Origin of the sequence: Microbacterium profundi, assembly GCF_000763375.1 — a bacterium.
In the GTDB taxonomy this organism is placed as follows: Bacteria; Actinomycetota; Actinomycetes; order Actinomycetales; family Microbacteriaceae; genus Microbacterium; species Microbacterium profundi.
On the sequence record NZ_JPSY01000001.1, the window covers coordinates 1,298,971 to 1,323,125 of the forward strand.

Annotated in this window: 27 protein-coding genes; 10 read left to right on the forward strand and 17 right to left on the reverse strand. The window is 63.5% G+C overall.

Annotation, left to right across the window (positions count from 1 at the left end):
• Positions 1-8: 8 nt before the first annotated feature.
• The 6 genes from panB to JF52_RS0106125 form a co-directional block, all read right to left on the reverse strand.
• Entirely contained in the window at positions 9-881 is an 873-nt protein-coding gene (gene panB, locus JF52_RS0106100; protein WP_033105442.1) for a 3-methyl-2-oxobutanoate hydroxymethyltransferase, read from the reverse strand.
• On the reverse strand, positions 878-1,321 hold the full coding sequence (panD, locus tag JF52_RS0106105) for an aspartate 1-decarboxylase (RefSeq protein WP_052166801.1): 444 nt from the start codon (positions 1,319-1,321) through the stop codon (positions 878-880). Before panD ends, panB begins: the two co-directional genes overlap by 4 nt.
• A complete protein-coding gene (gene panC / locus JF52_RS0106110; RefSeq protein ID WP_033105443.1) occupies positions 1,321-2,163 on the reverse strand; it encodes a pantoate--beta-alanine ligase in 843 nt (280 codons plus the stop codon). The genes panD and panC overlap by 1 nt, the downstream gene beginning before the upstream one ends.
• Positions 2,160-2,906 (reverse strand): Rossmann-like and DUF2520 domain-containing protein, encoded by a 747-nt coding sequence (locus tag JF52_RS0106115; RefSeq protein WP_033105444.1) that lies wholly within the window; start codon positions 2,904-2,906, stop codon positions 2,160-2,162. The genes panC and JF52_RS0106115 overlap by 4 nt, the downstream gene beginning before the upstream one ends.
• 277 nt (positions 2,907-3,183) lie before the next feature.
• Positions 3,184-3,423: an HtaA domain-containing protein gene (locus JF52_RS0106120; protein WP_033105445.1), complete on the reverse strand. Its 240-nt coding sequence runs from the start codon at positions 3,421-3,423 to the stop codon at positions 3,184-3,186.
• A gap of 21 nt (positions 3,424-3,444) precedes the next feature.
• Complete coding sequence (locus JF52_RS0106125; RefSeq protein ID WP_033105446.1) at positions 3,445-5,688, reverse strand: putative transposase; 2,244 nt, start codon at positions 5,686-5,688, stop codon at positions 3,445-3,447.
• Positions 5,689-6,220: 532 nt separating this feature from the next.
• Here JF52_RS0106125 and JF52_RS0106130 point away from each other — a divergent pair.
• Positions 6,221-7,303 carry a Fic family protein gene (locus tag JF52_RS0106130; RefSeq protein WP_235272327.1) on the forward strand — a complete coding sequence of 361 codons (1,083 nt, stop codon included), beginning with the start codon at positions 6,221-6,223 and terminating at the stop codon, positions 7,301-7,303.
• Positions 7,304-7,313: 10 nt separating this feature from the next.
• On the opposite strand, the gene JF52_RS0106135 is transcribed toward JF52_RS0106130, so the two are convergent.
• Positions 7,314-7,592, reverse strand: coding sequence for a LysR family transcriptional regulator (locus JF52_RS0106135; RefSeq protein ID WP_033105447.1), 279 nt, complete (start codon positions 7,590-7,592; stop codon positions 7,314-7,316).
• 29 nt (positions 7,593-7,621) lie between these two features.
• Between JF52_RS0106135 and JF52_RS17430 the strand changes: the two genes are divergently transcribed.
• Complete coding sequence (locus JF52_RS17430; RefSeq protein ID WP_160175036.1) at positions 7,622-7,795, forward strand: hypothetical protein; 174 nt, start codon at positions 7,622-7,624, stop codon at positions 7,793-7,795.
• A 51-nt stretch (positions 7,796-7,846) separates the two neighbouring features.
• On the opposite strand, the gene JF52_RS0106140 is transcribed toward JF52_RS17430, so the two are convergent.
• Both JF52_RS0106140 and JF52_RS0106145 read right to left on the reverse strand, forming a co-directional pair.
• Positions 7,847-8,398, reverse strand: coding sequence for a PIN domain-containing protein (locus JF52_RS0106140; RefSeq protein WP_033105448.1), 552 nt, complete (start codon positions 8,396-8,398; stop codon positions 7,847-7,849).
• On the reverse strand, positions 8,395-8,922 hold the full coding sequence (locus JF52_RS0106145; protein WP_084595615.1) for a helix-turn-helix domain-containing protein: 528 nt from the start codon (positions 8,920-8,922) through the stop codon (positions 8,395-8,397). The genes JF52_RS0106140 and JF52_RS0106145 overlap by 4 nt, the downstream gene beginning before the upstream one ends.
• A 307-nt stretch (positions 8,923-9,229) precedes the next feature.
• Here JF52_RS0106145 and JF52_RS0106150 point away from each other — a divergent pair, with 307 nt between their 5' ends.
• From JF52_RS0106150 to JF52_RS0106160, 3 genes are all read left to right on the forward strand, one after another.
• The gene (locus tag JF52_RS0106150) at positions 9,230-10,078 is read left to right on the forward strand and encodes a hypothetical protein (protein WP_033105449.1); all 849 of its coding nucleotides are present in this window, start codon (positions 9,230-9,232) and stop codon (positions 10,076-10,078) included.
• A gap of 195 nt (positions 10,079-10,273) precedes the next feature.
• The gene (locus JF52_RS0106155; RefSeq protein ID WP_152594830.1) at positions 10,274-10,912 is read left to right on the forward strand and encodes a hypothetical protein; all 639 of its coding nucleotides are present in this window, start codon (positions 10,274-10,276) and stop codon (positions 10,910-10,912) included.
• Entirely contained in the window at positions 10,909-12,075 is a 1,167-nt protein-coding gene (locus JF52_RS0106160) for a GTPase family protein (RefSeq protein WP_033105451.1), read from the forward strand. Before JF52_RS0106155 ends, JF52_RS0106160 begins: the two co-directional genes overlap by 4 nt.
• A gap of 142 nt (positions 12,076-12,217) precedes the next feature.
• Here JF52_RS0106160 and JF52_RS0106165 read toward each other — a convergent pair whose 3' ends face one another.
• Positions 12,218-12,829 carry an NUDIX hydrolase gene (locus JF52_RS0106165; protein ID WP_033105452.1) on the reverse strand — a complete coding sequence of 204 codons (612 nt, stop codon included), beginning with the start codon at positions 12,827-12,829 and terminating at the stop codon, positions 12,218-12,220.
• A 98-nt stretch (positions 12,830-12,927) separates the two neighbouring features.
• Here JF52_RS0106165 and JF52_RS0106170 point away from each other — a divergent pair, with 98 nt between their 5' ends.
• Genes JF52_RS0106170 through JF52_RS0106180 form a run of 3 tightly spaced genes read left to right on the forward strand, consistent with a single transcriptional unit; the run spans position 12,928 to position 16,293 of the window.
• On the forward strand, positions 12,928-14,412 hold the full coding sequence (locus JF52_RS0106170; RefSeq protein WP_033105453.1) for an ADP-ribosylglycohydrolase family protein: 1,485 nt from the start codon (positions 12,928-12,930) through the stop codon (positions 14,410-14,412).
• Positions 14,409-14,714: a hypothetical protein gene (locus JF52_RS17435; RefSeq protein WP_033105454.1), complete on the forward strand. Its 306-nt coding sequence runs from the start codon at positions 14,409-14,411 to the stop codon at positions 14,712-14,714. Before JF52_RS0106170 ends, JF52_RS17435 begins: the two co-directional genes overlap by 4 nt.
• Before the next feature lie 7 nt (positions 14,715-14,721).
• Entirely contained in the window at positions 14,722-16,293 is a 1,572-nt protein-coding gene (locus tag JF52_RS0106180) for an SIR2 family NAD-dependent protein deacylase (RefSeq protein ID WP_033105455.1), read from the forward strand.
• Positions 16,294-16,428: 135 nt separating this feature from the next.
• On the opposite strand, the gene JF52_RS17440 is transcribed toward JF52_RS0106180, so the two are convergent.
• Positions 16,429-17,268 carry a restriction endonuclease gene (locus tag JF52_RS17440; protein ID WP_052166803.1) on the reverse strand — a complete coding sequence of 280 codons (840 nt, stop codon included), beginning with the start codon at positions 17,266-17,268 and terminating at the stop codon, positions 16,429-16,431.
• A 201-nt stretch (positions 17,269-17,469) separates the two neighbouring features.
• Here JF52_RS17440 and JF52_RS17445 point away from each other — a divergent pair, with 201 nt between their 5' ends.
• A complete protein-coding gene (locus tag JF52_RS17445) occupies positions 17,470-18,024 on the forward strand; it encodes an alpha/beta hydrolase family protein (RefSeq protein WP_033105456.1) in 555 nt (184 codons plus the stop codon).
• Between the two features lie 12 nt (positions 18,025-18,036).
• Here JF52_RS17445 and JF52_RS0106195 read toward each other — a convergent pair whose 3' ends face one another.
• Entirely contained in the window at positions 18,037-18,939 is a 903-nt protein-coding gene (locus tag JF52_RS0106195; RefSeq protein WP_018023038.1) for an IS982 family transposase, read from the reverse strand.
• Between the two features lie 114 nt (positions 18,940-19,053).
• Between JF52_RS0106195 and JF52_RS16295 the strand changes: the two genes are divergently transcribed.
• On the forward strand, positions 19,054-20,259 hold the full coding sequence (locus tag JF52_RS16295; RefSeq protein WP_052166804.1) for a hypothetical protein: 1,206 nt from the start codon (positions 19,054-19,056) through the stop codon (positions 20,257-20,259).
• A 106-nt stretch (positions 20,260-20,365) separates the two neighbouring features.
• On the opposite strand, the gene JF52_RS0106205 is transcribed toward JF52_RS16295, so the two are convergent.
• The 5 genes from JF52_RS0106205 to queC are packed head-to-tail and all read right to left on the reverse strand — an operon-like array spanning position 20,366 to position 23,493.
• The gene (locus JF52_RS0106205; protein WP_200880955.1) at positions 20,366-20,968 is read right to left on the reverse strand and encodes a VUT family protein; all 603 of its coding nucleotides are present in this window, start codon (positions 20,966-20,968) and stop codon (positions 20,366-20,368) included.
• A gap of 2 nt (positions 20,969-20,970) precedes the next feature.
• On the reverse strand, positions 20,971-21,783 hold the full coding sequence (locus JF52_RS0106210; RefSeq protein ID WP_084595619.1) for a GTP cyclohydrolase I FolE2: 813 nt from the start codon (positions 21,781-21,783) through the stop codon (positions 20,971-20,973).
• Positions 21,783-22,166 carry a 6-carboxytetrahydropterin synthase QueD gene (gene queD / locus JF52_RS0106215; protein WP_033105457.1) on the reverse strand — a complete coding sequence of 128 codons (384 nt, stop codon included), beginning with the start codon at positions 22,164-22,166 and terminating at the stop codon, positions 21,783-21,785. The genes JF52_RS0106210 and queD overlap by 1 nt, the downstream gene beginning before the upstream one ends.
• Positions 22,163-22,798 (reverse strand): 7-carboxy-7-deazaguanine synthase, encoded by a 636-nt coding sequence (gene queE / locus JF52_RS0106220; protein WP_033105458.1) that lies wholly within the window; start codon positions 22,796-22,798, stop codon positions 22,163-22,165. The genes queD and queE overlap by 4 nt, the downstream gene beginning before the upstream one ends.
• Positions 22,798-23,493, reverse strand: coding sequence for a 7-cyano-7-deazaguanine synthase QueC (gene queC, locus JF52_RS0106225; protein ID WP_033105459.1), 696 nt, complete (start codon positions 23,491-23,493; stop codon positions 22,798-22,800). The genes queE and queC overlap by 1 nt, the downstream gene beginning before the upstream one ends.
• Positions 23,494-24,155 lie beyond the last annotated feature (662 nt).

Sequence of the window (24,155 nt, forward strand, 5' to 3'; positions counted from 1 at the left end):
TAGCCACCCTAAACCTGAGTAACGAGCATCTCCCGCAGCTCCGCCGCCTCTGACGCAGCCATCGAATACGAGTGCTCGGCCGCCGGGTACGCCCCCGACCGCACGTCCTCCGCATACGCCGCGACCCCGGCGACAGCATCCGCCCGCAGGTCCGCGTAGCGCTTGACGAACTTCGCAGCTCCCCCGTCGTACAGCCCGAGCAGGTCGTGGAAGACGAGCACCTGCCCGTCGGCATCCGCCCCGGCGCCGATCCCGATCACCGGAATCCGCATGAGCGGCGAGAGTGCGGCAGTCACCTCCGACGGCACGGCTTCGATGATGAGCAGCGAGCACCCGGCTTCCTGCAGGGCCAGCGCGTCATCGATCACCGCACGCGCCGCGTCGGCGGTGCGGCCCTGCGCGCGGTATCCGCCGAGGGCGGTAGAGGTCTGCGGGGTGAGACCGACATGCCCCACCACCGGAATGCCGGCGGCGACGAGAGCGCGCGCCCGTTCGACCGAGGTGCCGCCGCGCTCGATCTTCACGAGGTCGCAGCCGGCCTCCTTGATGAAGCGCTGCGCCGTGGCGATCGCGAGCGAATCGGATGCCTCGTACGATCCGAACGGCAGATCACCGACGAGCAGTGGAACCGTCAGGCCCCGCCGAACCGCGCGAGTGAGCATGAGCATCTCGTCGACGGTGACCGGCACAGTGCTGTCGTAGCCGAGCACCGTCATCGCGCCGGAGTCGCCGACCAACACGATGTCGACGCCGGCGGCTTCGACGATCTGCGCGCCGGGGTGGTCGTAGGCGGTGACCATGACGATGGGATCTGCGGCATCCTTCTTCTCGGCAAGGCTCGCCAGGGTGACCCGCTTGCGCGTCGCGGCGTGCACGCTCACTTCGACTCCCTCCGGTCGCTCAGTGCATCGCACGCGCCTGCTCCTACCGAAGAAGAGGCCTCGGTCAACAGCCGATCCACGACGTCGTCGACCTGGATGATCCGGTTCGCCCGGTCGACGTGCACGACGACCGGCTCATAGTCGAGCAGGTCTTCGCGCGAGTAATCGGCGTAAGAGATGACGATGATGGTGTCGCCGGAGTGCACGAGGCGCGCGGCGGCGCCGTTGACCTGGATGACGCCGGATCCGCGCTCTCCGGCGATCGTGTAGGTCTCGAAGCGTGCCCCGTTGTTCACGTCGACCACGTGCACCTGCTCGTGCGCGAGGATGTCGGCGGCCTCGAGCAGGTCGGGGTCGATCGTGATCGAGCCGACGTAGTTGAGGTCGCTGCCGGTGATGGTGGCGCGGTGGATCTTCGACTTCAGCATGGTGCGACGCATCAGGCGCTCCGTTTCAGGATGTGGTTGTCGATCAGTCGGGCAGCGCCCACGCGGGCGGCGACGGCGAGGAGCGTGTCGCCTTCGACGCGCGTGACGGCCTGCATTGTGAGAGCATCGCGGAGCTCGAGATACTCGGGCGTGATGCCTGCGTTTTCGAGTACCCGGCGGGCGGCGGTGAGGATGCTGTCGCCGTTGCGCTCGCCCGACTCATGCAGCGCGGCCGCTGCGTCGAGCGCCCGGTTGAGGGCCGTGGCCTGCACGCGGGCGTCGGCGTCGAGGTAGACGTTGCGCGAGCTCATGGCGAGTCCGTCGGCCTCGCGCACGATCGGGCACGCTTCGATGCGCACGTCGAGGTCAAGGTCGCGCACGAGGCGGCGGACGACGGCGATCTGCTGCGCATCCTTCTGTCCGAAGTAGGCGACGTCGGGGCGGACGATGCCGAACAGCTTGGCGACGACGGTGGCGACGCCGTCGAAATGGTGGGCGCCACGGTTCGCGCCGTCGAGCATCTCGGTGACGCCGGAGACGTGGATGCTGGTGGCGAAGCCGTCGGGATAGATCTCGGTCGCTTCGGGGGCGAAGAGGATGTCGACGCCCTCCAGCTCCGCGCGCGCGGCGTCTGCGTGCTCATCGCGGGGATAACTGCCGAGGTCCTCGTTCGCGCCGAACTGGGTGGGGTTGACGAAGAGCGACACGACGACGAGGTCGTTCTGCTCCCGCGCGCGGCGCATCAGCGAGACATGGCCGTCGTGGAAGGCGCCCATGGTGGGGACGAGCCCTACTGTTCCCCTCGCCTCTCTGACTGCTGCGCGTATCTCGGGGATCGTCCGGAGGATCCTCATACCGCCGCCTTCTGACGGGCGATCGCGTGGGTGGCATCGGCGAGCGCGTCGAAGAGCGGCACAAGTTCGGGGTCGGTTTCGTCGATCGCGCCCCTCTGACGGGCGACGGTCGCCTCGTCGCCGCGGGCGATCGGTCCGGTGAGGGATGCTGTCGAGCCGTTGCGCTGCCAGTTGTCGACCGTGCGGCGGAGGAGCGGAGCGAGCAGGTCGCGCGCTTCGTCGCCTCGGATGCCGGCGGATGCTGCGAGCTGCTCTGCCGCGTCGAGCACGGTGAGCACGAAGTTCGAGGCAAAGGATGCTGCTGCGTGGTAGCCGGCGCGGTGGGCGACGTCGACCCCGAAGGGACGGGCGCCAAGGGTTCGCGCGAGTTGTTCAGCGGTGTTCTTGTCTGCCGGAGTGCGGCCGGAGATGGCTGCACCGATGTCGTGGAACACGTCGGGAGACTCGGCGCCGGTGAAGGTCTGGAGCGGGTGGATGCTGAAGTCGACGTCGTCGAGCGGGGTGGCGCCCGAGACGTGGGCGACGCGGGTCGCCGATCTACGGGCGGCCGCTGCCGCTTCGGGGATCGCGGAGTCGGGGACGCAGAGGAGAGCGATGTCTGCCGTGGGGATCTCGTCGTCGCGGCGGAGGGGCCCGTGAACGGTGAGGCCCGCCGCACGCAGCGCGCTCGCGAGCACGCCGCCGAGGCGACCGGCGCCGATGATGGCGATGGTCGTTTCGGGCGCGAGAGCGGTTGGATTCATGGTGGTTCGGGGCCGGGATCGGACGGCTCAGATGCCATGAGTATCCGCCTGCACGGCGTGTCGCGCCAAATCGGAGAGCAACTTGACCACCCAGCGGTCTTCTTATCTGGATCTGTTGGCAGGTTCTCCGCTGCATAGATTGGCATATTGCATTTTCTAGATCCGTCACAGCGTCGCACCCCCGGTCGCCGAACCGGTCGCTGAACCGGTCGCTGAACCGGTCGCTGAGCCTGTCGAAGCGTCCGCCACGAGCGTCAGGACCGCGGGTTCGCCCCGCTCACACCGACCGACGCACGGTGATCGGGTCGAACGCTTCCCCCACGACATAAGATCCGCCGAACAGCTCGACCCCGGCGGGGGTCAGCGTCACGTGCTCGAACACCACGGTGTCACCCTCATCGCGCGGCGCACTGAGCGCGAAAGCATCCACCGCCTGCCCGCCGGGTGAGATGGCGAGCAGCCAGGAGCCGTCTGCATCGTCGCCGAACGGATCCCCGAGACCCAGGACTCCTGACATGGTGCAATAGTTCTTGGGTCGTCAGGCGTGGTCTTTGATCTCGTAGCGGAGGCGGAGCGTGGTGCCGGGGTAGGTTGTGTTCGTGGTGGTGAGGTGCTGGCAGAGTTCAGCGGCCGCGGCGGTTTCTCGTCTGGTCGGGAGCGGGTCGAGGCGGATCGTGAGCGTGTCGGCGGTCGTGTTGGGGATGATGTCGCCGACGCTGGCGAGGATCTGCCGGGTCAGGGTGTAGGCCTCTTGGTCGGCGCGTGCGTAACGGGTGTTGATGCGGATGTCGCGGGCGATGGTGGTGGTGGTGTTGAACGCGGCGATCTTGATCGCGTGGTGGATCAATTTCGTTTCAGTATCCAGGACCTGCTGCCCGGGGGCGAGGTCGCCCAGGCGAACCCGAGTCGGCGTCCCGCGGTGACGCGCACGAGCGGTGGCCAGTTCCTCTTCGGCGGCGTGCAGCTCGGCGGTGAGCGTGTTGTGGGCCGTGTTCGTGATGACCACGGTGTCTTGTCCGGGGGCAGGGGTGTGTGCTTCGAGGAACGCGGCGTCAGTGCGAGCGCGTTCTCGCTGAGCCCTGGCGGCCGTGTTCTGTGCGACCAGATGCGCCGTGCGTTTCGCGGGGTTCGGGACGGATCGGTCAGGGTCATCGGCGACGCTGGCGTAGGAGTCGTGCGCGTCGAGGCCGAGGTGGATGCGGGCGTATCGGAAGTAGTTCTCTTGTCGCCACCGCGAGCCCATCCGGTAGACGATCTCCGGCGCGGGCAAGTCGGTGCGGGTGGTGAGCAGATGCACCTGCTTGGCCTTGGCGTTCTTCGTGTCCAGGCGGGTGATCTGCCGCATCGTGACGGTGTTGTCGGTCCCGGTGATGGGCAGATCGATCATCGTGTCGGCCAGGGTCCAGGCGTGTTCGCGCCCGTTCTCGTCAACGAAGTCGACGGCATCGAAGGCAGACTCGGGAATGTCGGGGGTGTGGCCTTTGCGCCAGGTGAGGACGTCGAAGCCGTGGGCGTTCATGTGCGCGAACAGGGCCGGGGACCAGCCGCCGCGGTCGAACCCGACCAGCACACGCCGGTCATCCCCGACCGCGGTACGCAGCTCGGGCAGCAGCCGCCGCAACTCCATCGCGAGGGACGCGCCGGGCTCGGACATCACGACCAGCACCGGGTCGCCAGCGGCGTCGCTCACCCACGTCTCCACCGTCGCCGGTGCCGGGAAACGTAGCCGGGATAGGTGGGTCTTTGCGATCTTCTTCGTCCCCTGGTAGGCCCGCACGTGCCCATCAACATAGAGCACCACACCCACCGCATCAGCGTTGGTGCCAGCGGCAAGGTGGGTGGTGGCCATCGCGGCGAGCAGGTCGGCGGCTTTGCCCCGCCCGGCGAGTTGGTTGATCTTGCGGCGGATGGTCTTCACTTCCGGGGCCCGGTCCATTCCCAGCACCCGGCCCAGATCGGCAGGGGCGAACCGTGCGGCACCCTCAGCGCGCGGCTGTCCGGCCAGGGCACGGAACACGCCCTCGAGGAACATCGTCGATAGCCCGTAGAACCCGGCCGGAAGCTGCCCGTAGACATCGTTCGCGCAGCTCAGCAGACCGGTCGCGGCCAGTGCTGGCAGGCCAAGCAAAAGCCCTGCCAGCGGGACCCTCGCGGCGGGCGTGAACACCGCAGGCGCCTCGCCCAGTAAGCCTGCGCGCGCCAAGCCCCGCTCACCGTGACGAGCGGTCGGCTCAGCCAACACGACCAACTCGTCGTCCTCGCCGACCTCGACCGTGCTGGGCGTGCTCTCGGTGGCCGCCGCCTGCGCTGCAGCAGGCGCGTCGCCGGTTCCGACAGTGTCGAACTCCGGTGAGAGGGCGCGACGGACGCTACCCTCAGCGATCTGCACGGCAGCGGCGATCTGCCGGATCGTGCCACCGGCAGCCCGTCGGGATCGGACGTCGGCCACGACCGGGCCGGTCAGCTTCGATGGGCCCTTCGGTCCTCGACGCTGCGACACCAGCTCAGCGGTGCCTTGCTCTGCCTGGCCATGCCACCGCCACAACGTCGACACTGCGATCCCGAACGCGGCCGCAACCTGCGTCGCGCCCGCCGCCTGGGTGCGCACCAGCTGCACCGCCGCGAGACGCCGCCCCGCATCATCACCGGCCGACCACACCTGCGTGAGGAACCCATGCACGTACACCCGACCACCATCGGCATCCTCGACCAGTGCTGCCGCACGACCCAGTTCCACCGCGCCAGCCGGCGCGAACGGCAACGGCAGCTGGGACGTGATCACCCCGCCATTCTACCAGAAGACCCAGCCAAACGTCTTATTAATTATTGCCCAGTCGGGGCGTCGAGAACATGCCAGAACCGCAGGAAACCGCCACCCACCTACATGGACGAACCGACTATGTCAGGAGTCCTGAGACCGAGCGACGCTTCATGACCGAGATTCCGCTGGCTGTGTCGGGGCCGTGGGATGCCTCGGACCGGGAGGCTATGCGGGTCGGGTCAGCGGAAGTGGATGCGCGGACGTCGCCAACAACCTTGACCGCCTTTCGCCTGAGCAGCACTGATACGACGTATGTGACGAGTCCAGTCGCGACCAACGTCAACCCTTATCCGGAGCGCCTAACTCGTGTTTATACTCCCTAAACCTTAGTAAGGAATGCGATACTCAGGTTATGAGCAACCCCGAGGACAGTTCGCCATCCCACGCCTCGTGGCCGGCCCACGGTGTCGAGGCACTGCCATGGCGACAGCAGGTTCGAGGCGGTACCCGAGCCGATCGGACGCTGTCAACTGTCGATGCGACGATCCCCCCGATGATCGCGGCGCTTGACTACATTCCGCCAGTAACGACGATCGTCACTTCGGAGGAAGCTCTCCTCGCCGTCGCGCAGGCCGACACGGACGCTGAAGGGCACTCGGCAGCGCTGAGCCGCTTCATGATTCGGACGGAATCGGTCGCATCTTCGAAGATCGAGCGAATTTCCGCAAGCGCCGTCGATTACGCGAAGGCGCTGACAGGCAACCGCTCAAATTCCTCCGCGACGAGCATGGTGGCCGCGAGCACTGCGCTGCACGGCCTCGTCACCGCAACGGCGGAACGTGGAAGGTTCATCTTTGAAGACTTGTTTGTTGCCCACAGCGCGCTGATGCGAGACGATCCTCACGAAGCCTCTTACGCCGGTCGCGTGAGAGATATGCAGAACTGGATCGGCGGCAGCGACCATTCGCCGCGCGACGCGCTCTATGTTCCTCCCGCCCCTGAACGAGTGCAGGCGTTGATGGAAGATCTCATCGACTACCTCAATCGCGACGACATACCTGTGATGGTGCAGGCCGCGATCGCGCATGCCCAGTTCGAGTCCATCCACGCGTTCACAGACGGCAACGGTCGTATCGGCCGTGCGCTCGTGTCTGCTGTTCTCCGACGACGTGGCGTCACTCGGAACGCCGTCGTCCCACTCGCGAGTGGCCTGCTGGCAATGCGCGACGACTATTTCGTCGCTCTCGGTGACTATCGGCAGGGACGCCCGGCACCGCTGATCGAGTTATTCGCACGCTCGGCAAGCGCTGCGGCCGCCTGTTCTCGGGAGTCCATTGCGCGCATCAAGGCGCTGCCGGGTGAGTGGAATGCAGAGCTCCGTCCGCGCGCAGGTTCTGCGGTCGCAGCCCTCATCCCCGCCTTCTACGACCACCCAGTGATGGCCGCCGACGAGATCGAGCAACGTTCAGGATCTTCTGAACAGCAGACCTACCGGGCGATAGCCAGGCTGACCGAGGCAGGATTCATCCAGGAGATCACAGGCCGCAAGCGCGATCGGGTGTGGGTCGCCTCCGAATTGCTCGCCGAACTCGACGACCTCGACCGACGTATCCAGGCTCAGATGAGGCCTGACTGACAGGGCTGCGTCAACAGTGCTCAGGCGGTGTACGTCCCGTCCGGATACAGATCGGGGACGTGCGTCGCGACGAAATCGCCGAGTTGTCTCCGGAGGCGGCGACGATGAAAGAGCACTGCTCCTGCACGATCCCGGTCATGACATCCCGTTCGCGCCGGCCACGGCGAACGAGGTCGCGGGCCATCGGTTCGAGGCGCTCACCGGCGTAGGTCGTCATCATCCCGTTCGGCATCCGCCGGAACAGCGCGGCTCCCACCTGCCGCTCGAGCGAGGAGATCTGCCGCGACACCGTCGGCGTTCATCGGGCGATCGGCGGCGATGCACGCGTGCTTCCACGGCGAGGCCGACAACTTCGGTGTGCTGCTGCACGAGCCTTCCCAACTGCGTGATTACATCGTCGGCGCACACCGCGCGGGCTGCACGGTCGCCACGCATGCGATCGGCGACCGTGCGATCACGCATGTGCTGGATGCTGTCGAGGAGGCGCAGTGACCGCGACTGTAGTCGGTGGGGTCATGGAGTTCGGGGATGTGGGGTGAGGATTCAGTAGAGCCTGGCGCGAACGGCTTCCACGAACTTCGGCACGCCGGCTCTGATGAGCGCAAGCAGAAAGTCGTCGATCGTCATCGTCGGGGAGTCATACCCCTCGACGAGTTCGACCAGGGCGCGCAAAGTCGGCGCGTGGTAGAGGTCGAGCTGATCCAGGAGGAAATCATCGGGGTGGACGACTTCGAGGTCGAACGGCTCAACTGAGTCCGCAGGGAAGTCTTTCAAGTTGAACGTGACAAGCACCTCCGCACCACCGCGAACCGCGGCCGCGAGCACGTGTCGATCCTTCTCATCATTCGTCATCGTCGAAACGAGATCGTCGTAGCCCGTCACCATCGCGTCAGCAAAGTAGTGCTCCATCGTGGAGATGCGCTTTTCTACGAGGTGCGGATCCTCGCCGTTCGCGACCAGGTTCTTCGAGAGTTCGGTCATCACACCCTTCGACCAGAGTGGCCGGAACAGGTCGCGATCAGCGAGTTCGAGAATGAAGTCGTTGATCAGCGCCCCGTACAGGACATTCGTGTCGAAGAACGCAGGAAAGCTCACTCAGCGTCCAGCTCCTTCAACCGCTTCACGCTGTTCGGGTCTCCGATCCGGATCTTCGCGGTGGGACTGGTCCGCTGCAGCTCGCGGAGAGCGGCCTGACGTTCGGCACGGAATCTTGCTTGGTATGAAACCAGATCCTCAAGTCGGACGCGACGATGACGACCAGGCCTTTCGAAGGGGATGTCACCGGCTTCCAAGAGGCGGACAAGCGTCGGGCGGCTGATCCCCAGGAAATCTGCTGCCTGCTGCGTCGTCATCGTCGCGCCTTGTGGAACGATCGTGATTCCTTCGCCCGCTGCGAGCGCATTCGTCACCTGGTCGAGGATACGGAAGATCTCATCCGGGATCGGGCGGTTGTTCCCGTGAGGGTCGACAAGTGCGGCCCTAGACGAGTTCTCTGCCAGATACCCTTCGAGCTCGCGCAGCAACTCCGCAAAATCGAGAAGCTCACCGCGGCCCTCTGCCTCAGGGAGATAGGTCTGTGCCTTGCGTGCGCCGCGGGGCACATCAGTCGAGGTGCTCATACGCCCATGCTACTCCCCAATTCGAAAAAATCGAACGTTCATCACGTTTGTCTGAACCTCGCCACTGCAGCGACAGGAGGCCGCCCACGCCACTTCGGCATCGACCTTTCGCCCGGCGGTCTCAGACCAATGTCTGACCCCTTCTCTATGGTCTGAAATAGCCGGTCCGCACGGACCAAGAGTTCTACCCGAACTCCCGACTCGCGCCCTGATCAGGGCACTATTCGGCGTGCGTGCGAATCGGCGTCCTACGGCATTCGTCGTGGGGCAGGCCGGTGCTTCACGCACACTCCACAAGGAGAATCACATGTCCGTACCCAACCCCGCAGCCCCTGCTCCGCAGCAGCTGCCACCTCCGTTGCCTCCTTCCGATGCAGCAGCGCCCGCATCCGGCAAGACGAACATCGTCGCACTGGTCGCGATGATCGTCGCCATCGTGGGATTCATCTTCGCGTGCATCCCCGGTGCACTGATCGTCGGCTGGATCCTGCTGCCGATCGCGTTCGTGCTCAGCATCGTCTCGCTGTTCCTCAAGGGCGATCGCAAGTGGATGGGCGTCGTCGGCCTGATCGTGTCGATCATCGGTACGATCGTCGGCTTCGTGGTCTTCTTCGCGGTGATGGCCGGCGTGGCGAGCGAGGCCATCGCCGACGAGTTCGGCGATACCGACACCACCGTCACGCAGCCCGCGGATGAAGAAGCCGCAGTGGCAGATGAGGAAGAGCCGGTGGATGCCGCCGAACAGGGCACGCGCGAGAACCCGTACCCACTCGCTTCGCAGATCAGCTCCGGCGACTGGACCGTCGTCGTGAACAGCCACACTGCCGATGGTGCCGCTGCGGTCGCCGAGGGCAACACGTTCAATGAGGCCGCACCGGCAGGATCGCACTACGAGATCGTGAACTACACGGTCACGTACACCGGTGATGAATCGGGCCTCGCGGCCGAGGTCAGCGTCGACGTAGTCACAAGCGCCGGCAACGTCGTCAACAGTTTCGACAACTTCGTTTCACTCGCTGACGGCTTCGGTCTCGATGAGCTGTACAACGGCGCATCTGCGACCGGGTCGCAGGCATTCCTCGTTCCCGACGGAGAGACGGCGCTGATCCGTGTTCGCCCGGGGATGCTGGCCGACGAGGTGTTCGTCAACCCGTAGGGAATAAGCGTGGTGGGCGGCCGTGGGGATGTCGCTCACCACGTTCCAGATTGGTGAATGAGTAATCCGCCTGCGACACGCTCCGAGCTCCTGTCGCACCTGACGTCCGTTTATCTGCGCGTGCGCAAAGCTGAAGCAATGCGTCGGATGCAGACGCACGAATACGACCATCCGACCAACCCCCGAGGGGCAGCCATGAGCACCACAACCGTTGCGCGCACCAAAACGCCCTTGTGGGCGAAGGTCCTTCTGATCGTCTTGATCCTGCTTCTGATCGGGGTGGCTGGGCTCGGAGGCGTGATGCTCGGCAAGGTCCTCGGTGCGACCGAAGAACGTTCTACCCAAGTGATTCGTTCGATCACGCGTGAAGAGCAGATCATCCTCGCCACGGCGGGGATGACCGACGTCAAGACGGAGTCTGACGCTCAAGAGTTCTTTGGTCTCTTCGACATCCCGTTCACCGATCGCACCATGCTCATGAAGTACGAATACGACGCGAAGTTCGGAATCGAAGGCAGCGACGTCTCTATCGAACCGATCGGCGACGACACGTATCGCGTATCGATCCCCGAGTTCGTCTTCCTTGGTTATGACAATCCCGACTTCTCCATCGCGGATGAGAAGAACGGGATACTGAGTTGGGCGACTCCAGCGATCGACAAGAACGAGGTGGTCAAATCGATCCTCACCGACGAGGCCGTCGCTGCGCACATCGAGGGGATGCGCCCGGTGCTGGAGGAACAAGCGAAGTCGTTCTACACGAACATCATCACCGCTATCGACCCTGGTGTAACACTCCAGTTCACGTACGCGAACGGCAAGGAGCCGGAATGAGCGGCGAGACCGAGCGGCCCGGCCGGGCTGCAGCAGAGATCGATGACAAACCGTTCCTCGACGCGACCGCAGAGGCGAAGTCTCGGTACGGCCGCTTTAATCTCGCTGTCATCGGCGGCTCGGGCGTAGGCAAGTCCTCACTCGTCAACGCCGTCTTCGGCCGCGACTGGGCGAAAGTCGGCAAGGGTCTTCCGGTGACTCGTGGCGTCCAGTATTACCACGACGATTCTCTTGGCATCTGGGACGTCGAGGGATTCGAGATCGGATCACCGGTGCCGCCAGCGGAACAGCTCGGCGCCCATCTGAAGGTCATCGCGAGTCATTCGGCAAACCAGCAGATCGCAGTCGTCTGGTACTGCGTGAAGGCGAACGACGACCGCCTCACCTCCGCAGACATTGCAATGATCCGTGAGCTCGACGCAGCAGGTCTCCCCGTGATCCTCGTGCTCACGAAGGTCGACTGGGGAAAATCCGTCATCCCGGGCAAACGCACCCTGTCGAAGGGGGTCCAGCAGTTCATCGATTGGCTCGAAGAGCCCACCGATGAGAATGATCAACCCATCCACATCCCGTACCAGCGAGTGATTCCTACCTCGACACGCGACAGAGATGGAAAGGGTTCGGGGTATGGCCTCGGTGAACTCGTCACGGAGACACTCGCGCTCGCTCCCGAAAACGAGAAGGATGCCTTTCGTATCGCACAGCGGCTCAATCTCCCCTGGAAGCGCGAACTTGCCCGATCAGTCGTCACCGGTGCCGCAACCGCGGCCGCCGCGGCCGCCGCGGTTCCCGTTCCTGTCGCGGATGCAGCGATTCTGGCGCCGATCCAACTCGCGATGATGGGACGAATCGCGACCATCTACGACCTCGAGATCAAGGCTCTGCTCTCTGCTGGAGCGTTGGCGCAACTAGGAGTGCAACTTGCGGGCAGGGCGCTCGCCAGCAGCTTCCTCAAGCTGATCCCGGGGGCGGGCAGCGTCGTGAACGCCGGCGTCGCCGCAGCCTTGACCGCCGCCACTGGCGAAGGCTGGATGCGCCTGTGTGAACAGGTGCACACCGGAAAGTTGGATCTGAACGCTGTCAATGCCGCGTGGGGTGACTATGTGCCCGGATTCTTCGACGTAGTCCGCAAGATGGGCGAGCAGCGACTTACCAAGTCGTGAATCGCCACGGCGCGCAGGACCATCTCCGCAACCGATTCTTAGAACTGCATCGCCACAAGCGTTGCAGGACACACCGTCGGCGATCCCGCCGACTCTATGTTTAGTCGCAGTAGCCCGCAGGCATCCGCCCCCGCATTCGCGCTCAACCCCGCCGATACAGCTCAGCCGGCCGTCCACGACCTTCCCGAGACAGCTCTCCGGTGGCCACCAAATTCGGCAGCATTGCCCGTCGGAACGTGTCCGGCAGCAGCTCCTCCCCCAGCACCACCTCATGCACCGAGCGCAACTCACTGAGCGTGAACGCATCACCCAGCAATCCACGTGGATCAGGCCTCTCTAGATACTCCCGTCGCAGCGCATCTACTGCGAACGCGACGATGCGATCGTGGTCGAAAGCGAGCCGCGGGAGATCGTCAACTGAAACGAGCATGGCATCTGGCGGCAGCAGACCCGACCCCACGACGTCGACGAATGCAACACTGAGCACCCGCCCCCGATCATCCCGATCCACGGCATCGAACACGTGCAACTGTCGCGGCGCCAGTCCGCGCACGCCTGTCTTCTCGCGCAGCGATCGAAGTACGGCATCCGCCAATAGCTCTCCCTCGTGAAGAAAGGTTCCCGGAAGACGGACGGGAAGAGAGTCGAGTTCAGGAAGCAGCAGCACTGCGACGTGACGATCGACCACGGTCAGAACCGCGGTGTCGACGGCGATCGAGGGACGGGGGAACGACTCCAACGGCCTCGATGTCATGAGCGATATTTTACGCACTCTTGCGCAATGTCGGTGGCCAGGTGCATGATCATCTCAATAGATTTAACGCAGAAATGATTTTAATCAGAGGAGAGGCCATGAGTCTCACAAGCATCCAGCTCGACAGGGCGGTCGGCGCCGTGCTGGCGTCGGCCGCCGGCGACGCGCTCGGTTCTCAGTACGAGTTCGGGCCTGCACTGCCTGACGACATGATCCTGACGTTCGGACAGGGCGCGTTCGGGCACGGACCTGGCGAGTGGACAGATGACACGAGCATGGCCGTCCCGATCCTCGACGTGCTGGCCCGCGGTGATCGCCTCGACGACGTCGCCTCCCGCGAGGAGATCGCCGAACGATGGATCGAATGGGCCCGCACGGCGAAAGATGTCGGCGCGCAAACCCGCTCAGTACTGTCCCGTGTACCTGAGAGCTTCTCCGAAGAGGATGTCCGCACGGCGTCACGTACCCTCCACGAAAGGACGGGCCGCAGCGCGGGCAACGGGGCCCTGATGCGCACCGGGCCGCTGGCGCTCGGCTACCTGAACAGACCGGCGACCGACGTCGCTGCGGCCGCGCGAGCAGTGTCAGAACTCACCCATTGGGAACCTGACAGTGCCTCCGCGTGCATCATCTGGTCGGCGGCGATCCGCCACGCGATCCTCACCGGCGAGCTCGACGTGCGCGGGCAGCTCGCGTTGCTCGAGGATTTGGATGCCGCGCGTTGGAGCGCCCTGATCGACGAGGCTTTGGCACCAGGTGCACACCCGCGTGACTTCACGCAGAGCAATGGCTGGGTGGTGCGGGCCTTCCAGGGCGCACTCGCGGCAGTCGCCGACGCAGCCTCGCTGAAGGATGCCGTCGAACGCGCGATCCGCGGCGGGAACGACACCGACACGGTGGCTGCGATCGCGGGCTCGCTCGCTGGAGCGCTGTGGGGCGGATCGGCGGTCCCGCTGAGTTGGAAGCGGAAGCTGCACGGCTGGCCCTGGTACACCGCGAACGATCTCGTTCGCCAGGCGGCACTCGCAGCGCGGGGAGGCCTGGCGGACGGCGAGGGCTGGCCGACAGCTGATCTCCTGGCGCAACCCGGCTACCCGCCCACGCCGCGCATTCCGGTCGCTGAGCCTGTCGAAGCGTCCGGCACGCTTGCACGGCATCCGCACGACGACGGTGTGTGGATCGGATCCCTCGCAACTCTCGACCGCCTGCCCATCGATATCGACGCTGTCGTGTCGCTGTGCCGCATCGGCGTGGCGCAGATCTCGGAGGAGGTCGAGAGCGTTCAGGTCTGGCTCATCGACCAGCCTGCCCGCAACGCGAACCTCGACCTCGTATTGGTCGACGCGGCGGATGCTGTCGCCGCACTTCGCGCGGAGGGGAAGATCGTCTTCCTGCATTGCGCCGAGGGGCGCAGCAGAACCGCGGCGGTATCGACGCTGTACGGCGCTCGACATCTCGGCATCCCGTTGGACCGCGCATGGGACGACATCCGCAGCGCATTGCCGGAGTTCGCCCCGCATCGGTTCCTGCGCGACGCCGTTAGCCGCATCATGAACGACGACCATGAAGAGGAGACATCATGACCACACACGAATCCGCGAAGAATCAGGATCCGTCGTTGTACTGCGCGTACTTCGGCGGCCCACGCGACGGCTTGAAGACCGGCGACCTGCCCGCGGTGATGTCCGGCAAGAAGCTCACGGGCGCAGTGTCGAAGACGCCGCTGAGCGAACCGCATCAGTTCAGCCTGTTCGCCGTCTATGAGTGCAAGAGCGAGACGCAGGTCGACGGATTCTGGATCTTCACCTACCGCGGCATGGAAGGCCCGAACGGCGAGAAGTTCGTCGCGGCTGAGCCTTCCCGCAAGCCGAAGCGAGTGCCATGATCAGGCCATGACAGGTCATGTGTTCGTGGTTCAAGCTGATATCCGTCGGTTCGCCTGCGACGCGTACCTACATGCGACAGATCGACGGCTGCGCAAGGACGGCGGCTGGGTGAACTCGGCGCCCGACGCTGCGCATCGCCTGGACCCAGAGCACGTGGCGGACTTCAAGTCAGAAGCGCGATACACGCTGCCGCTGCTGGACCGCGCTGACATCGAGGACGAGCCGAAGACGATCCTCACGGCCGTTCCATACTCAGGCGTGAAGCACGCATCCGACATCATCCCGCGGCTCGAGGAGTTCTTCCGGGTGAGCGCAGGGCTCACGATTTTCCGGCATGTGACAAGCCCCCGCTCCCGCAGAGAGAAGCGTCTGATCGCGGTGCCGTTGTTCGGAGCGGGTGGCGGCGGGGGTGGCAAAGTTCGCGGCGAGCTGTATCGAGTGATCGACGAGCAGAGTCGCATAGCCGCCGACAAGTACGACGTCGACGTCGCGATCGTGCTGCGCGACCAGCAGGCATATGCGCTCGCGCAGATGATCAGGCGCGATCAGCGGGAGAACTGGCCCGAGCTCGGAGAGAATCTGGCGAAGGCGAAGAAGCTGGGCAAGATAGCGCGCAGTTCGCGGCTGGTCCCGTTTATGGGCTCGGGCATCAGCATGTCGGCCGGCGCGCCCGACTGGTCCGGGCTCATCACTCGTCTCGCCCGGGTCGCGGGACTCGACGATGATCTGGTCAAGAAACTCGTCGAGAAGCACGATGTTCTCGACCAGGCCGCGTACGTCCGTCAGGAGTTCGAGCGTGGAGACGCCAGTCGCTCGAGAATGTTCACCGACGAGATCGTGCGGGCGGTCGACAAGCCGCGGTACGGACTCGCTCCGCCCCTTCTCGCGGCGCTCGACGCCGAGCAGGCCATCACGCTCAACTACGACAAGTTGTTCGAGTGGGCCGCGGCCGACGGGCAGCGGCCTCGGCGCGTGATCCCCGGCCCGATGGACGACAACGAGCGATGGCTGTTGAAGTTGCACGGGAGCGTCGACAAACCGGAGTCGATCGTCCTCACCCGCGACGACTACCTGGGGTTCAACTCCGATCGGGCCGCGCTCAGCTCGCTCGTGAAAGCGACCCTCATGACACGGCATCTGCTCTTCGTCGGATTCGGGATGGGGGATGCGCACTTCCACGAGATCGTGCACGACGTACGCCGCGCATTGCCCGATCGCGACTCACAGTTCGGCACCGTACTCACGCTGAGCGACGACGAGGTCACGCGTCGTCTGTGGGGCAAAGACCTCGAGTTCGTCACGTTCGACTCGCCTCGGATGCTGGAGATCTTCCTCGACGCGATGCTCGCCTACGGTGCGACTTCGAACTCGTATCTACTGGCCAAGGGATATGAAACGGCACTTGATGGTGCCGACCTGGAAGTGCGGCGCGCGCTGGAGTCCCTGATGAATGCCGTGTCGAACGTCGGGCGCGATAGTCGCTCGTGGCCTGTTGTCGAGAGGATGCTGGATGATCTGGGCTACGGCGAGCGAGCGCTGGAGACCTCGTGGGGTCTGTTTCCTGAAGGATTGGAGTAGCCACTGCTGCGCTCCGCTGCACGGTGGAGCAGGCTTCGGCGCCCTGATCTCACTCGCCCACCGCAATCTCGACACATAACCCGACAAGTCGCATCTGCGCCACGCCCTATGCAGCCCCGCCACGGTCGGATCACGTTACTTCGCCTTGTCTACAAAACTTGAGTCCACGGTCGCCACGAATGGCGCGGGCTCTCCTGCCACCATCCGAAAAAGCTCGTATGTCTTGCTCTTGAGCTTTCGCGCTTGGGCTCCATTAAGCCTTCGCGCCTGCTTCGGGTCGATGCGCAACTGTGTCTCGATCGCTCTGACTATCTCCGACAGATCAGCGGCGTAAAGGCGAACAGAAACCCAGTCGGAGCCGTTCAGCGATTCCCTAACGCCTGAGTTGCCGCTTATTAGCGTATTCAGCCTTTCGAAATCTGCGCTGACCGCCAGGAGAGAGTTAGCCTGATCAAAGATCCTCTGCGCTTCCTCCTCGCTCACGGTCATCCGCCCGGAGGTCACGTCTTGGACAACCACATTGAACTCCGCCACATACCTCGGAAACCACCGGCCGTAGACGGTGGCGCGAAGTTGCGCGGGGAGAAGTTCGGCCATAGCGACCTCGGAAGTGTCTCCTACGAGGCGGGCTTGCAGGAAGCGTGCAGGCTCGTTCTCCGCCTCCACTACGTTCGCCGTCGAATAGCTGAAGAGGCAAACCTTCGCGAGTTCAGCGGCCTTTGCCGCAGCAGACGTATACCCCGAACTGGAATAGAACAACAGGTGCTCGGTGACGGGTGCCGCACCCCGAAGACGCTGCACGTCAGGTCCGCCGATGGGAGCGGCGTGGTACTTGACTTGCGCGACTGCATTGGTCGCGGTGACGTCGATCCCGCCGTCGATCCCGTCGGGCATGCGCCGAACTTGAGCGAACCCGAGTGCTCGCATGTGCGCAGCGGCGAGTTCCTCCGCCATTTGCCAGGAAAACACCACCATGGGTTTACCGTAACTTGACTTCAGATACACCCATCGGATCGATGGGGCCAGTTCGTGCCAGGAATCTGCGGACAGTCCGAGACACGGCAAGTTGGAGGCGCCGAAAACCAGCGGCTTGGTGAACGAGAAGGAATCGCTATTCTGTCCGAAGACCCTCGCGTTCGACCCGTGACGCCGAGGGCAAGAGCAACGGAGCCTCCCTTGACGAACCAACCGACACTGCTCTTCCTTCATGGCGTTGGGGATGGTGACCAGAACGACGTTTGGAAGTCCTGTCTCGCGGATGCACTGACGCGCGTCGAGTACCCCGATCTGGACACCATCCCGGTGATCGCTCCGAAGTTCGCCCACGCTTTGAAGGGCGCGGACGATGAGGTTCCGCTGCCTGCGGTGACGATCAAGCAACCTGTCCGCGAGGCTGCCGCAAGGAATCGCCGGGACTTTGAGCGAAGAGAAGGGGCAATCGAGTTCAGGCTTGGTCGTCATGATCGCGGTAGCGGTCAGATCGGAAGTGACGTCGTCATCGATGCGGCCCTCGGACTGCCGATCTTCAAGCAAGCGCACAACTACCTCAACGTTCCTCGGATACGCTCCCAGGTTCTGGCGCGCATCCTCTCTAAGCTTCCCCTCACCGGGAAGATCGTTATCGTCGGCCACAGCCTTGGCTCTGTGATCGCGGCCGACCTCCTACGTCGGCTGCCTGTAGACCTCGACGTAGTCGGCATGGTAACCATCGGGAGCCCCCTAGATGAGTGAGTCCGATTGGGTTTAGTGGTCGTAGGCGATGAGTGAGCGTTTGACGGGTGCTCCGATGAGCCAGTTGTGCCAGATTCCGGCTGCGAGGGCGAGGAGCCGTGCGGCGACGCGGGAGTAAACACCAGCGATGGTGCGTCCGCCGTGGTCTTCGAGGGTGAGTTGGCCTTTGAGCGTGTCGAACACGGACTCGACCCATTGTCGGATCCCGCCGAGTTTCCCGAACCTCGGTTTCTCGTCCTTGCGATCGGGACGGATCAGGTGTGCGCCGAGGTCCTCGGTGATGAAGGTTTCGAACTCGCGCCCGGCGAAGCCTTTGTCGCCGATGATGACTTGTCCAGGCTGGATGAGGTGGCGGTCGTGGTCGAGCATCGCTGCCGCGGCTTCGCGTTCACCGATCTTCGGATTCGCGAGTCCCCAGACCACGGGCATCCCGTCCGGTGTGCAGACCAGGTAGAGGCGGAAGCCCCAGAAGAACCGGGAATGTGAGGCACAGTACCCGTAGCCGGCGTCACCGGCAAGGTCGGAGCGTTTCACCGTCTCGCGGGACTTCCCACACGGCAGTGGGGTGGAATCGATCAGCCGGGTGACTTCGTTCCATGACGGGGTATCGCGGGCAAGCTCCGTGATCACCGCGGACAGCAGCCCGGTGGATTGGCGGACGCGCTTGCCCCACCCGGACTGGCCAGGCAGCGCCGGAAACATGCTCTTCAAGTGGGTGCGGGCGTATCGGATCCATTTCCGGTCAGAGGAGATCCCGAGCAGGTGCTGCGCGACGAGTAGACACAGCAGCTCGACATCGTTCAACGCGGGCTTGCGACCGGGGTGGTGGTCCCGGGTGAAGCCGATCGCGGGCAGGATCCGGTCATCGAGATGGACGTAAAGTGTGATCAGGAGGGTGTTGAGGTCGGTATTCACACATTGGGCTTAACACCCTCTGCCAACGATTAACAGCCTCCACGCCGTTCACAGCCAATCGGACTCACTCATCTAGCAAATGGAAACTTCAACGTCGACAAACTGCGGGAGTCGATGACCGAACCGCCGACGAACCTGGCCTGGTGGGTGAATTTCTGGAATGCCAACGACTCTGTGGCAGCCCGTCGGGGCGTGTCATCCTCCTTCCCGTGGCTGATCGATTTCCGGGTGGACGGAAAGAAGGTGATGCCCCAGGCTCATGCTGCAGTGGAGTATCTATCCGACGTCCGCGTTGCGGAGGCTATCGGCTACGCGCTTTTCGGCTCCAAGTCCAAGGAGTTGACGCGCGTCGAGATGGCGCTAGACGTCCCTCTCGATGACACGGAACGCCTTGTCCTTCTGGCGTTGCGGTATGCCTACTTGATCAAGATGCGACTCGAGGGCGACCTACGGGAGCGTTATACCGGCGCGCTCCGACAGGTTCAGGCGACAGTAGTTGAAGGCATCCGGCAGCGAAATGAGCATCTGAAGCGGCCAATGCCTTCTACCCTCGCCGAACTCGCATTCGACCTATCCGATCCCTATGCTCCTGTACCGGAGCCTGTCCCGAGCAGCCATCTCCCGAAGGACAAAGCGGTGGTCGCGTTGACGGTGCTTGCGGCGGAGAACATCATTCGCCCGTTCGAGATCACCATCCCGAAGGACAAGCAGCAGGCCGCCATGGAAGACCTCGCCGCCGAGATGGGACTGGGGAGCCAGTATGGCGCTGACGTGTTCGACTCTGCGAAGCTCGCCCAGGAGACGCTGAGCGGCCGTCGCATGAACTGGTTCAAATGGGGCCTCTTGGGCGCAGGGGCCGCAGCGATCGTTGTGGCAACCGGTGGCCTGGCGCTCGCGGCAGGTGCGGGTCTCGCCGGGGCTGCGCTAGTGACAAGTGCACTAGCGACGTTCGGGCCGGGTGGCATGATCGGTGGTCTCCTCACCGCGGGTACCCTCGTCGCTGCAGGTGGCGGCGGCATCGCATTCAGCCTTGCCAGTCCGGGGATCACCGCAGAAACACTCGAGGCGGTCATTGAGCGCCAACTCGCTGCTGCGATCTTGCGGCAGAAGCAACAACTCAAACAAGATCCGGCCGTATGGCGAAACCTCGTTGAGACCGAGATCCAGGTTCGGCGTGAACGCGAGCGACTTGACGAGTTCTCCGACGAGTCGGCGCCACTGCTAAAGGAACTGAAGCGAAAACTCGATGTCATCGAACGCGCGCTGAGGTATCTAGACGAGAATGGCCTCGCGCCCAACGCGGACATCGAGACGATGTAAGGCCACGGGCCCCCGAATGGGGGCCCACGACCGAGGTTGGCTCGATTGTCTTCCACCGCTAGTAGTTCTGGACGACACAGCCCGGAAGACACGACAGGCATTCTCGCTAGGGGCGGACTGGATCCGTCGAGTTGGTTGCTGTTTCGACAGCTTCGAAGTCAGATGTTCGAGCCCGCCGCCGCAAGACGGCTCGCACCCCGACAAAGATCGCCAGAGGTACAACGGTCGCCCAAAGAACCTTGCCGACCATCTGTCCCACGATGCTCTCAAAGATGAGCGGGAATCCGGCGATCCAGAGGAAGAGAATCGTGTCGATCGGCGCGGACACACAATTAGAGATTAGCGCGGCCCGAACAAAGCCTCGAGGCCGGATCCAAAGGAACACGAGCATGTCAGCGACTTCCGCAACAAGGAATGCGACGGCCGATGCCATAGCCAGCGCCGGCGTCGCAAGGAACCACGAGAGGATCACTCCAACCGCAATGCCAACGAGCACGCCTCGCACTCCGAGGTAGGTGTGGACGAAATCGCGGGAAAGGAGGGCAAACCCGGCGGCGTAGGTTCCTGCGGACACGAGAAGCCCGAAGCCTACTGGAACGAGACCGAAGTAGGCAGAGAGGACGTTCGCGGCAACAATCGCTGCGACGTAGACGGCGAGCGCGCTGACCCCGCGGATCAGATTACGACGTTCATGGATTCTGGCGTTCACAACTACTCCTGGGTGGTGCCGGGTACCCACGACAGCGACGCAACCGCATCATGGCTGTGGATGCTCTCGAAGTTACGGACGTGGATCGAGTGCCCAAGGCCACGGGCACGGCACGTCGAGGACACGTCCCGGACCATGTCTTCAACGAACGCAGGGTGGTCGTATGCCTGCATCGTGATCCAACGCTCGTCCGGTCGTTTGATCACGGGGTAAATGGGACACGAGCCGACCTGACGCACCAGCGAGAAGATCTCGCCGAGGGTGAGTGGATAGAGTTCATCGGCCTCGCCGGTGATTGACAGCGTGACGGCACTCCTCTGATTGTGCGCACCATAGTCGCTAATGGCCCTGCTGCATGGGCACAGGCTCGTGACGTGAGTCGTTAAGGTCGTCGTCATCGTTACCGACGTTGGTGAACTCTCAATCGAGAAATTGACATCGGCGGTCTGCCAGGCGGGCACCGCCGAAACTGGCGCACGAACCTCGAATGGAACTGCGAGGTCGAACGAGATTCGGGCGTTCGACGCGTCGAGCCGATCCGCCGCAGACACGATCAAGGCGCGCGCGCAGCGAGGATCAAACTCACGGAGCTGGACTGCGAGCGTCTCGACCATCCGGCTCATGTGTGTGCCGCGTCGATCTCCCGCTAAGGACACCACGAACTCCGCCGAGCCCACGCCCATGGCGTCCACCTCGCCGTCCGTTATACGGATTGGGGTGCGAACACCCGAGACTCCGACGGCATCCAAAGCGATCCCGCGGGCGTCGGCCTCATCCTGGATATCGGGCAGTGCCTGCGCCAGGTCGGGCAGCATCAGCCAACTCCGTTCGACTCGCCGCGATACGTGCACCGCGAGCGGGGCGTTTCACTCACCACGATCGAGTGGAGAAGCGGAAGTTCGTTGGCGAGCCGGTCCCACATCCAGTGCGCGAGGTGCTCGCTGGTTGGGTTCTCAAGACCATTGATATCGTTTAGAAGGCGATGGTCGAGTTGCTTGCCGATCGGCGCGAAGGCAGCGGAGAGTTCCCCGAAATCCTGGACAAAACCGGTCTTTCCATCGACGGCGCCGCGCACGTGTACCTCGACCGTGTATGAGTGTCCGTGCATACGACCACATTTATGCCCGTCGGGGACATTGGGTAGGTAGTGGGCAGATTCGAAAGAGAATTCACGGGATAGTTCGGCGTAAAGGGTCATGCGATTCCTAGGTACTTGTGTGTCTGCAAACTGAGCCGCCAGATCGGGTGCTCCAGGCAATAGTCCACAGCCAGCGCGGTGTTCGTGACGACGTCGGGGCCATCCATCGGCTGAACCCTAAAAGTTCCGAAATCAAGGTGCTCGAAGCTTGAGGGATCCACGCCCTTCTGGGGATAGACGAATTTCAGTTCGTCCCCACGCGTCACCACCAGTTCGGACCCAATCTTTGGGCTAACACATAGCCAGTCAATGCCGGCGGGAGGAACTCGCGTGCCGTTTGTCTCGACGGCGACGTAGAAGCCGCGACGATGAAAGGCATCGATGGCTGCCTCGTCCAATTGGAGCAGCGGTTCGCCACCCGTGCAGACGATCATCCGATTGGAGGTCCAATCTTCCGGCCAAGCGGCTTCAACGGCATCGGCAAGATCGTCGGCCGATGCGAACTTGCCGCCGCCCGGACCATCCGTGCCCACGAAGTCCGTATCGCAGAACTGACAAATCGCCCGAGGACGGTCGCTTTCGCGCCCGGTCCAGAGGTTGCAGAGGCTAAATCGACAGAAGACGGCTGGACGACCGGCGTGCATGCCCTCGCCTTGGAGGGTGTAGAAGATCTCCTTGACTTTGTAGGACATCAGGCTTTTTGGTATGCGACCGGGTCAGACAGCCCAGCCTCTTGGAATCCACGGATCCGCAGCAGGCAAGAGTCGCAGTGCCCGCATGACCGTCCCTGCTCGTCAGGGTCGTAGCAGGAGAGGGTCAGCGAGTAGTCAACTCCGAGTTCCGTACCCGCCCGAACGATGTCAGCTTTGGTCATCGAACTCAGAGGGGTGTGGATCTTGAGTCGCGCACCCTCGACACCTGCACGTGTCGCGAGGTTCGCCATCGTCTCGTACGCCTCGATGTACTCGGGTCGACAGTCCGGGTAGCCCGAGTAGTCGAGCGCGTTGACACCGATGAATATGTCGGTCGCCCCGACGACCTCGGCGAACGCGAGGGCAAAGGAGAGAAAGATCGTGTTCCGAGCCGGCACGTACGTGACGGGGATCTCCTCAGACGAGAGGTCCTCCGCGCTTTCGTGCTTGGGTACCTCCGTCGCTGAGGTGAGCGCCGATCCTCCAAACGTCCTCAGGTCGATATCACAGACAACGTGCTGGGCAACGCCTTGAGAGGCCGCTACCCGCTTCGCGGCTTCAAGCTCGACAGCATGACGCTGACCGTATCGAAAGCTGAGCGCATACGGTACGTAACCCTCGCTCCTCGCGATCGCGAGCACCGTCGTTGAGTCGAGACCGCCGCTGAGGAGAACAACTGCCTTGCGCTTGGACATGTGAGCCTCCGCTCTTCTGAGATCTATACGCATCGCAATAGTAGATCGAAACTGTCGAATACAGTAACATCGAAACACACGCAGTTAGGTGGTGTCAGGTGTCGCAGGAACTCACGATCGTCGTGACATGCACAGATCGCAAGTCTCTCGCGGTTCCCGACCACAGGCGACTTCGCTCGCTAACTAGCTTCGGTTCAAGAGTGTCTGCGTGGGCGCAACGAATCGACTCCGCTGAGGCCATTATTCCCCTGCGGGATCTATATCAAGGAGACGCGTGGTCTCAACTTCCGCGTCTCGAGGATGCCTCACGCGCTGCGAGGTTCGAGCCGACGACCTACGTTGCATCGGCTGGGCTCGGGTTACGCCGCGTTTCATCCCTTGCCCCGGCCTATGGCGCGACATTCAGTTCAAATCAGCCAGACTCGGTCTTGGGCTCCACCACGCAGCAACGAACGTGGTGGGACGATTTAAACGAGTGGAACGGGTCTAGAGGCGAACTTCCTATCGGCGTCCCGACACTCTTCGTTCTCTCACAACGATACTCAGACGTGCTTGCGTCGACCGTCGCAAAGACGGCGGTCACGAACCCGGTACTCGTAATCGGCGGCTCAGCCGCAATTGCACCCACCCTACGGTTGCCAGCAGATGCCAGCCTGAGATCG

Bases quoted from the DNA above. Each gene is read 5' to 3' on its own strand.
- panD (WP_052166801.1), bottom strand. From the start codon at position 1,321: ATGCGTCGCACCATGCTGAAGTCGAAGATCCACCGCGCCACCATCACC.
- panC (WP_033105443.1), bottom strand. From the start codon at position 2,163: ATGAGGATCCTCCGGACGATCCCCGAGATACGCGCAGCAGTCAGAGAG.
- JF52_RS0106115 (WP_033105444.1), bottom strand. From the start codon at position 2,906: ATGAATCCAACCGCTCTCGCGCCCGAAACGACCATCGCCATCATCGGC.
- JF52_RS0106120 (WP_033105445.1), bottom strand. From the start codon at position 3,423: ATGTCAGGAGTCCTGGGTCTCGGGGATCCGTTCGGCGACGATGCAGAC.
- JF52_RS0106130 (WP_235272327.1), top strand. From the start codon at position 6,221: ATGATCGCGGCGCTTGACTACATTCCGCCAGTAACGACGATCGTCACT.
- JF52_RS17430 (WP_160175036.1), top strand. From the start codon at position 7,622: ATGCACGCGTGCTTCCACGGCGAGGCCGACAACTTCGGTGTGCTGCTG.
- JF52_RS0106145 (WP_084595615.1), bottom strand. From the start codon at position 8,922: ATGAGCACCTCGACTGATGTGCCCCGCGGCGCACGCAAGGCACAGACC.
- JF52_RS0106150 (WP_033105449.1), top strand. From the start codon at position 9,230: ATGTCCGTACCCAACCCCGCAGCCCCTGCTCCGCAGCAGCTGCCACCT.
- JF52_RS0106155 (WP_152594830.1), top strand. From the start codon at position 10,274: ATGAGCACCACAACCGTTGCGCGCACCAAAACGCCCTTGTGGGCGAAG.
- JF52_RS0106160 (WP_033105451.1), top strand. From the start codon at position 10,909: ATGAGCGGCGAGACCGAGCGGCCCGGCCGGGCTGCAGCAGAGATCGAT.
- JF52_RS0106165 (WP_033105452.1), bottom strand. From the start codon at position 12,829: ATGACATCGAGGCCGTTGGAGTCGTTCCCCCGTCCCTCGATCGCCGTC.
- JF52_RS0106170 (WP_033105453.1), top strand. From the start codon at position 12,928: ATGAGTCTCACAAGCATCCAGCTCGACAGGGCGGTCGGCGCCGTGCTG.
- JF52_RS17435 (WP_033105454.1), top strand. From the start codon at position 14,409: ATGACCACACACGAATCCGCGAAGAATCAGGATCCGTCGTTGTACTGC.
- JF52_RS0106180 (WP_033105455.1), top strand. From the start codon at position 14,722: ATGACAGGTCATGTGTTCGTGGTTCAAGCTGATATCCGTCGGTTCGCC.
- JF52_RS17440 (WP_052166803.1), bottom strand. From the start codon at position 17,268: ATGGTGGTGTTTTCCTGGCAAATGGCGGAGGAACTCGCCGCTGCGCAC.
- JF52_RS16295 (WP_052166804.1), top strand. From the start codon at position 19,054: ATGACCGAACCGCCGACGAACCTGGCCTGGTGGGTGAATTTCTGGAAT.
- JF52_RS0106210 (WP_084595619.1), bottom strand. From the start codon at position 21,783: ATGCTGCCCGACCTGGCGCAGGCACTGCCCGATATCCAGGATGAGGCC.
- queD (WP_033105457.1), bottom strand. From the start codon at position 22,166: ATGACCCTTTACGCCGAACTATCCCGTGAATTCTCTTTCGAATCTGCC.
- queE (WP_033105458.1), bottom strand. From the start codon at position 22,798: ATGTCCTACAAAGTCAAGGAGATCTTCTACACCCTCCAAGGCGAGGGC.
- queC (WP_033105459.1), bottom strand. From the start codon at position 23,493: ATGTCCAAGCGCAAGGCAGTTGTTCTCCTCAGCGGCGGTCTCGACTCA.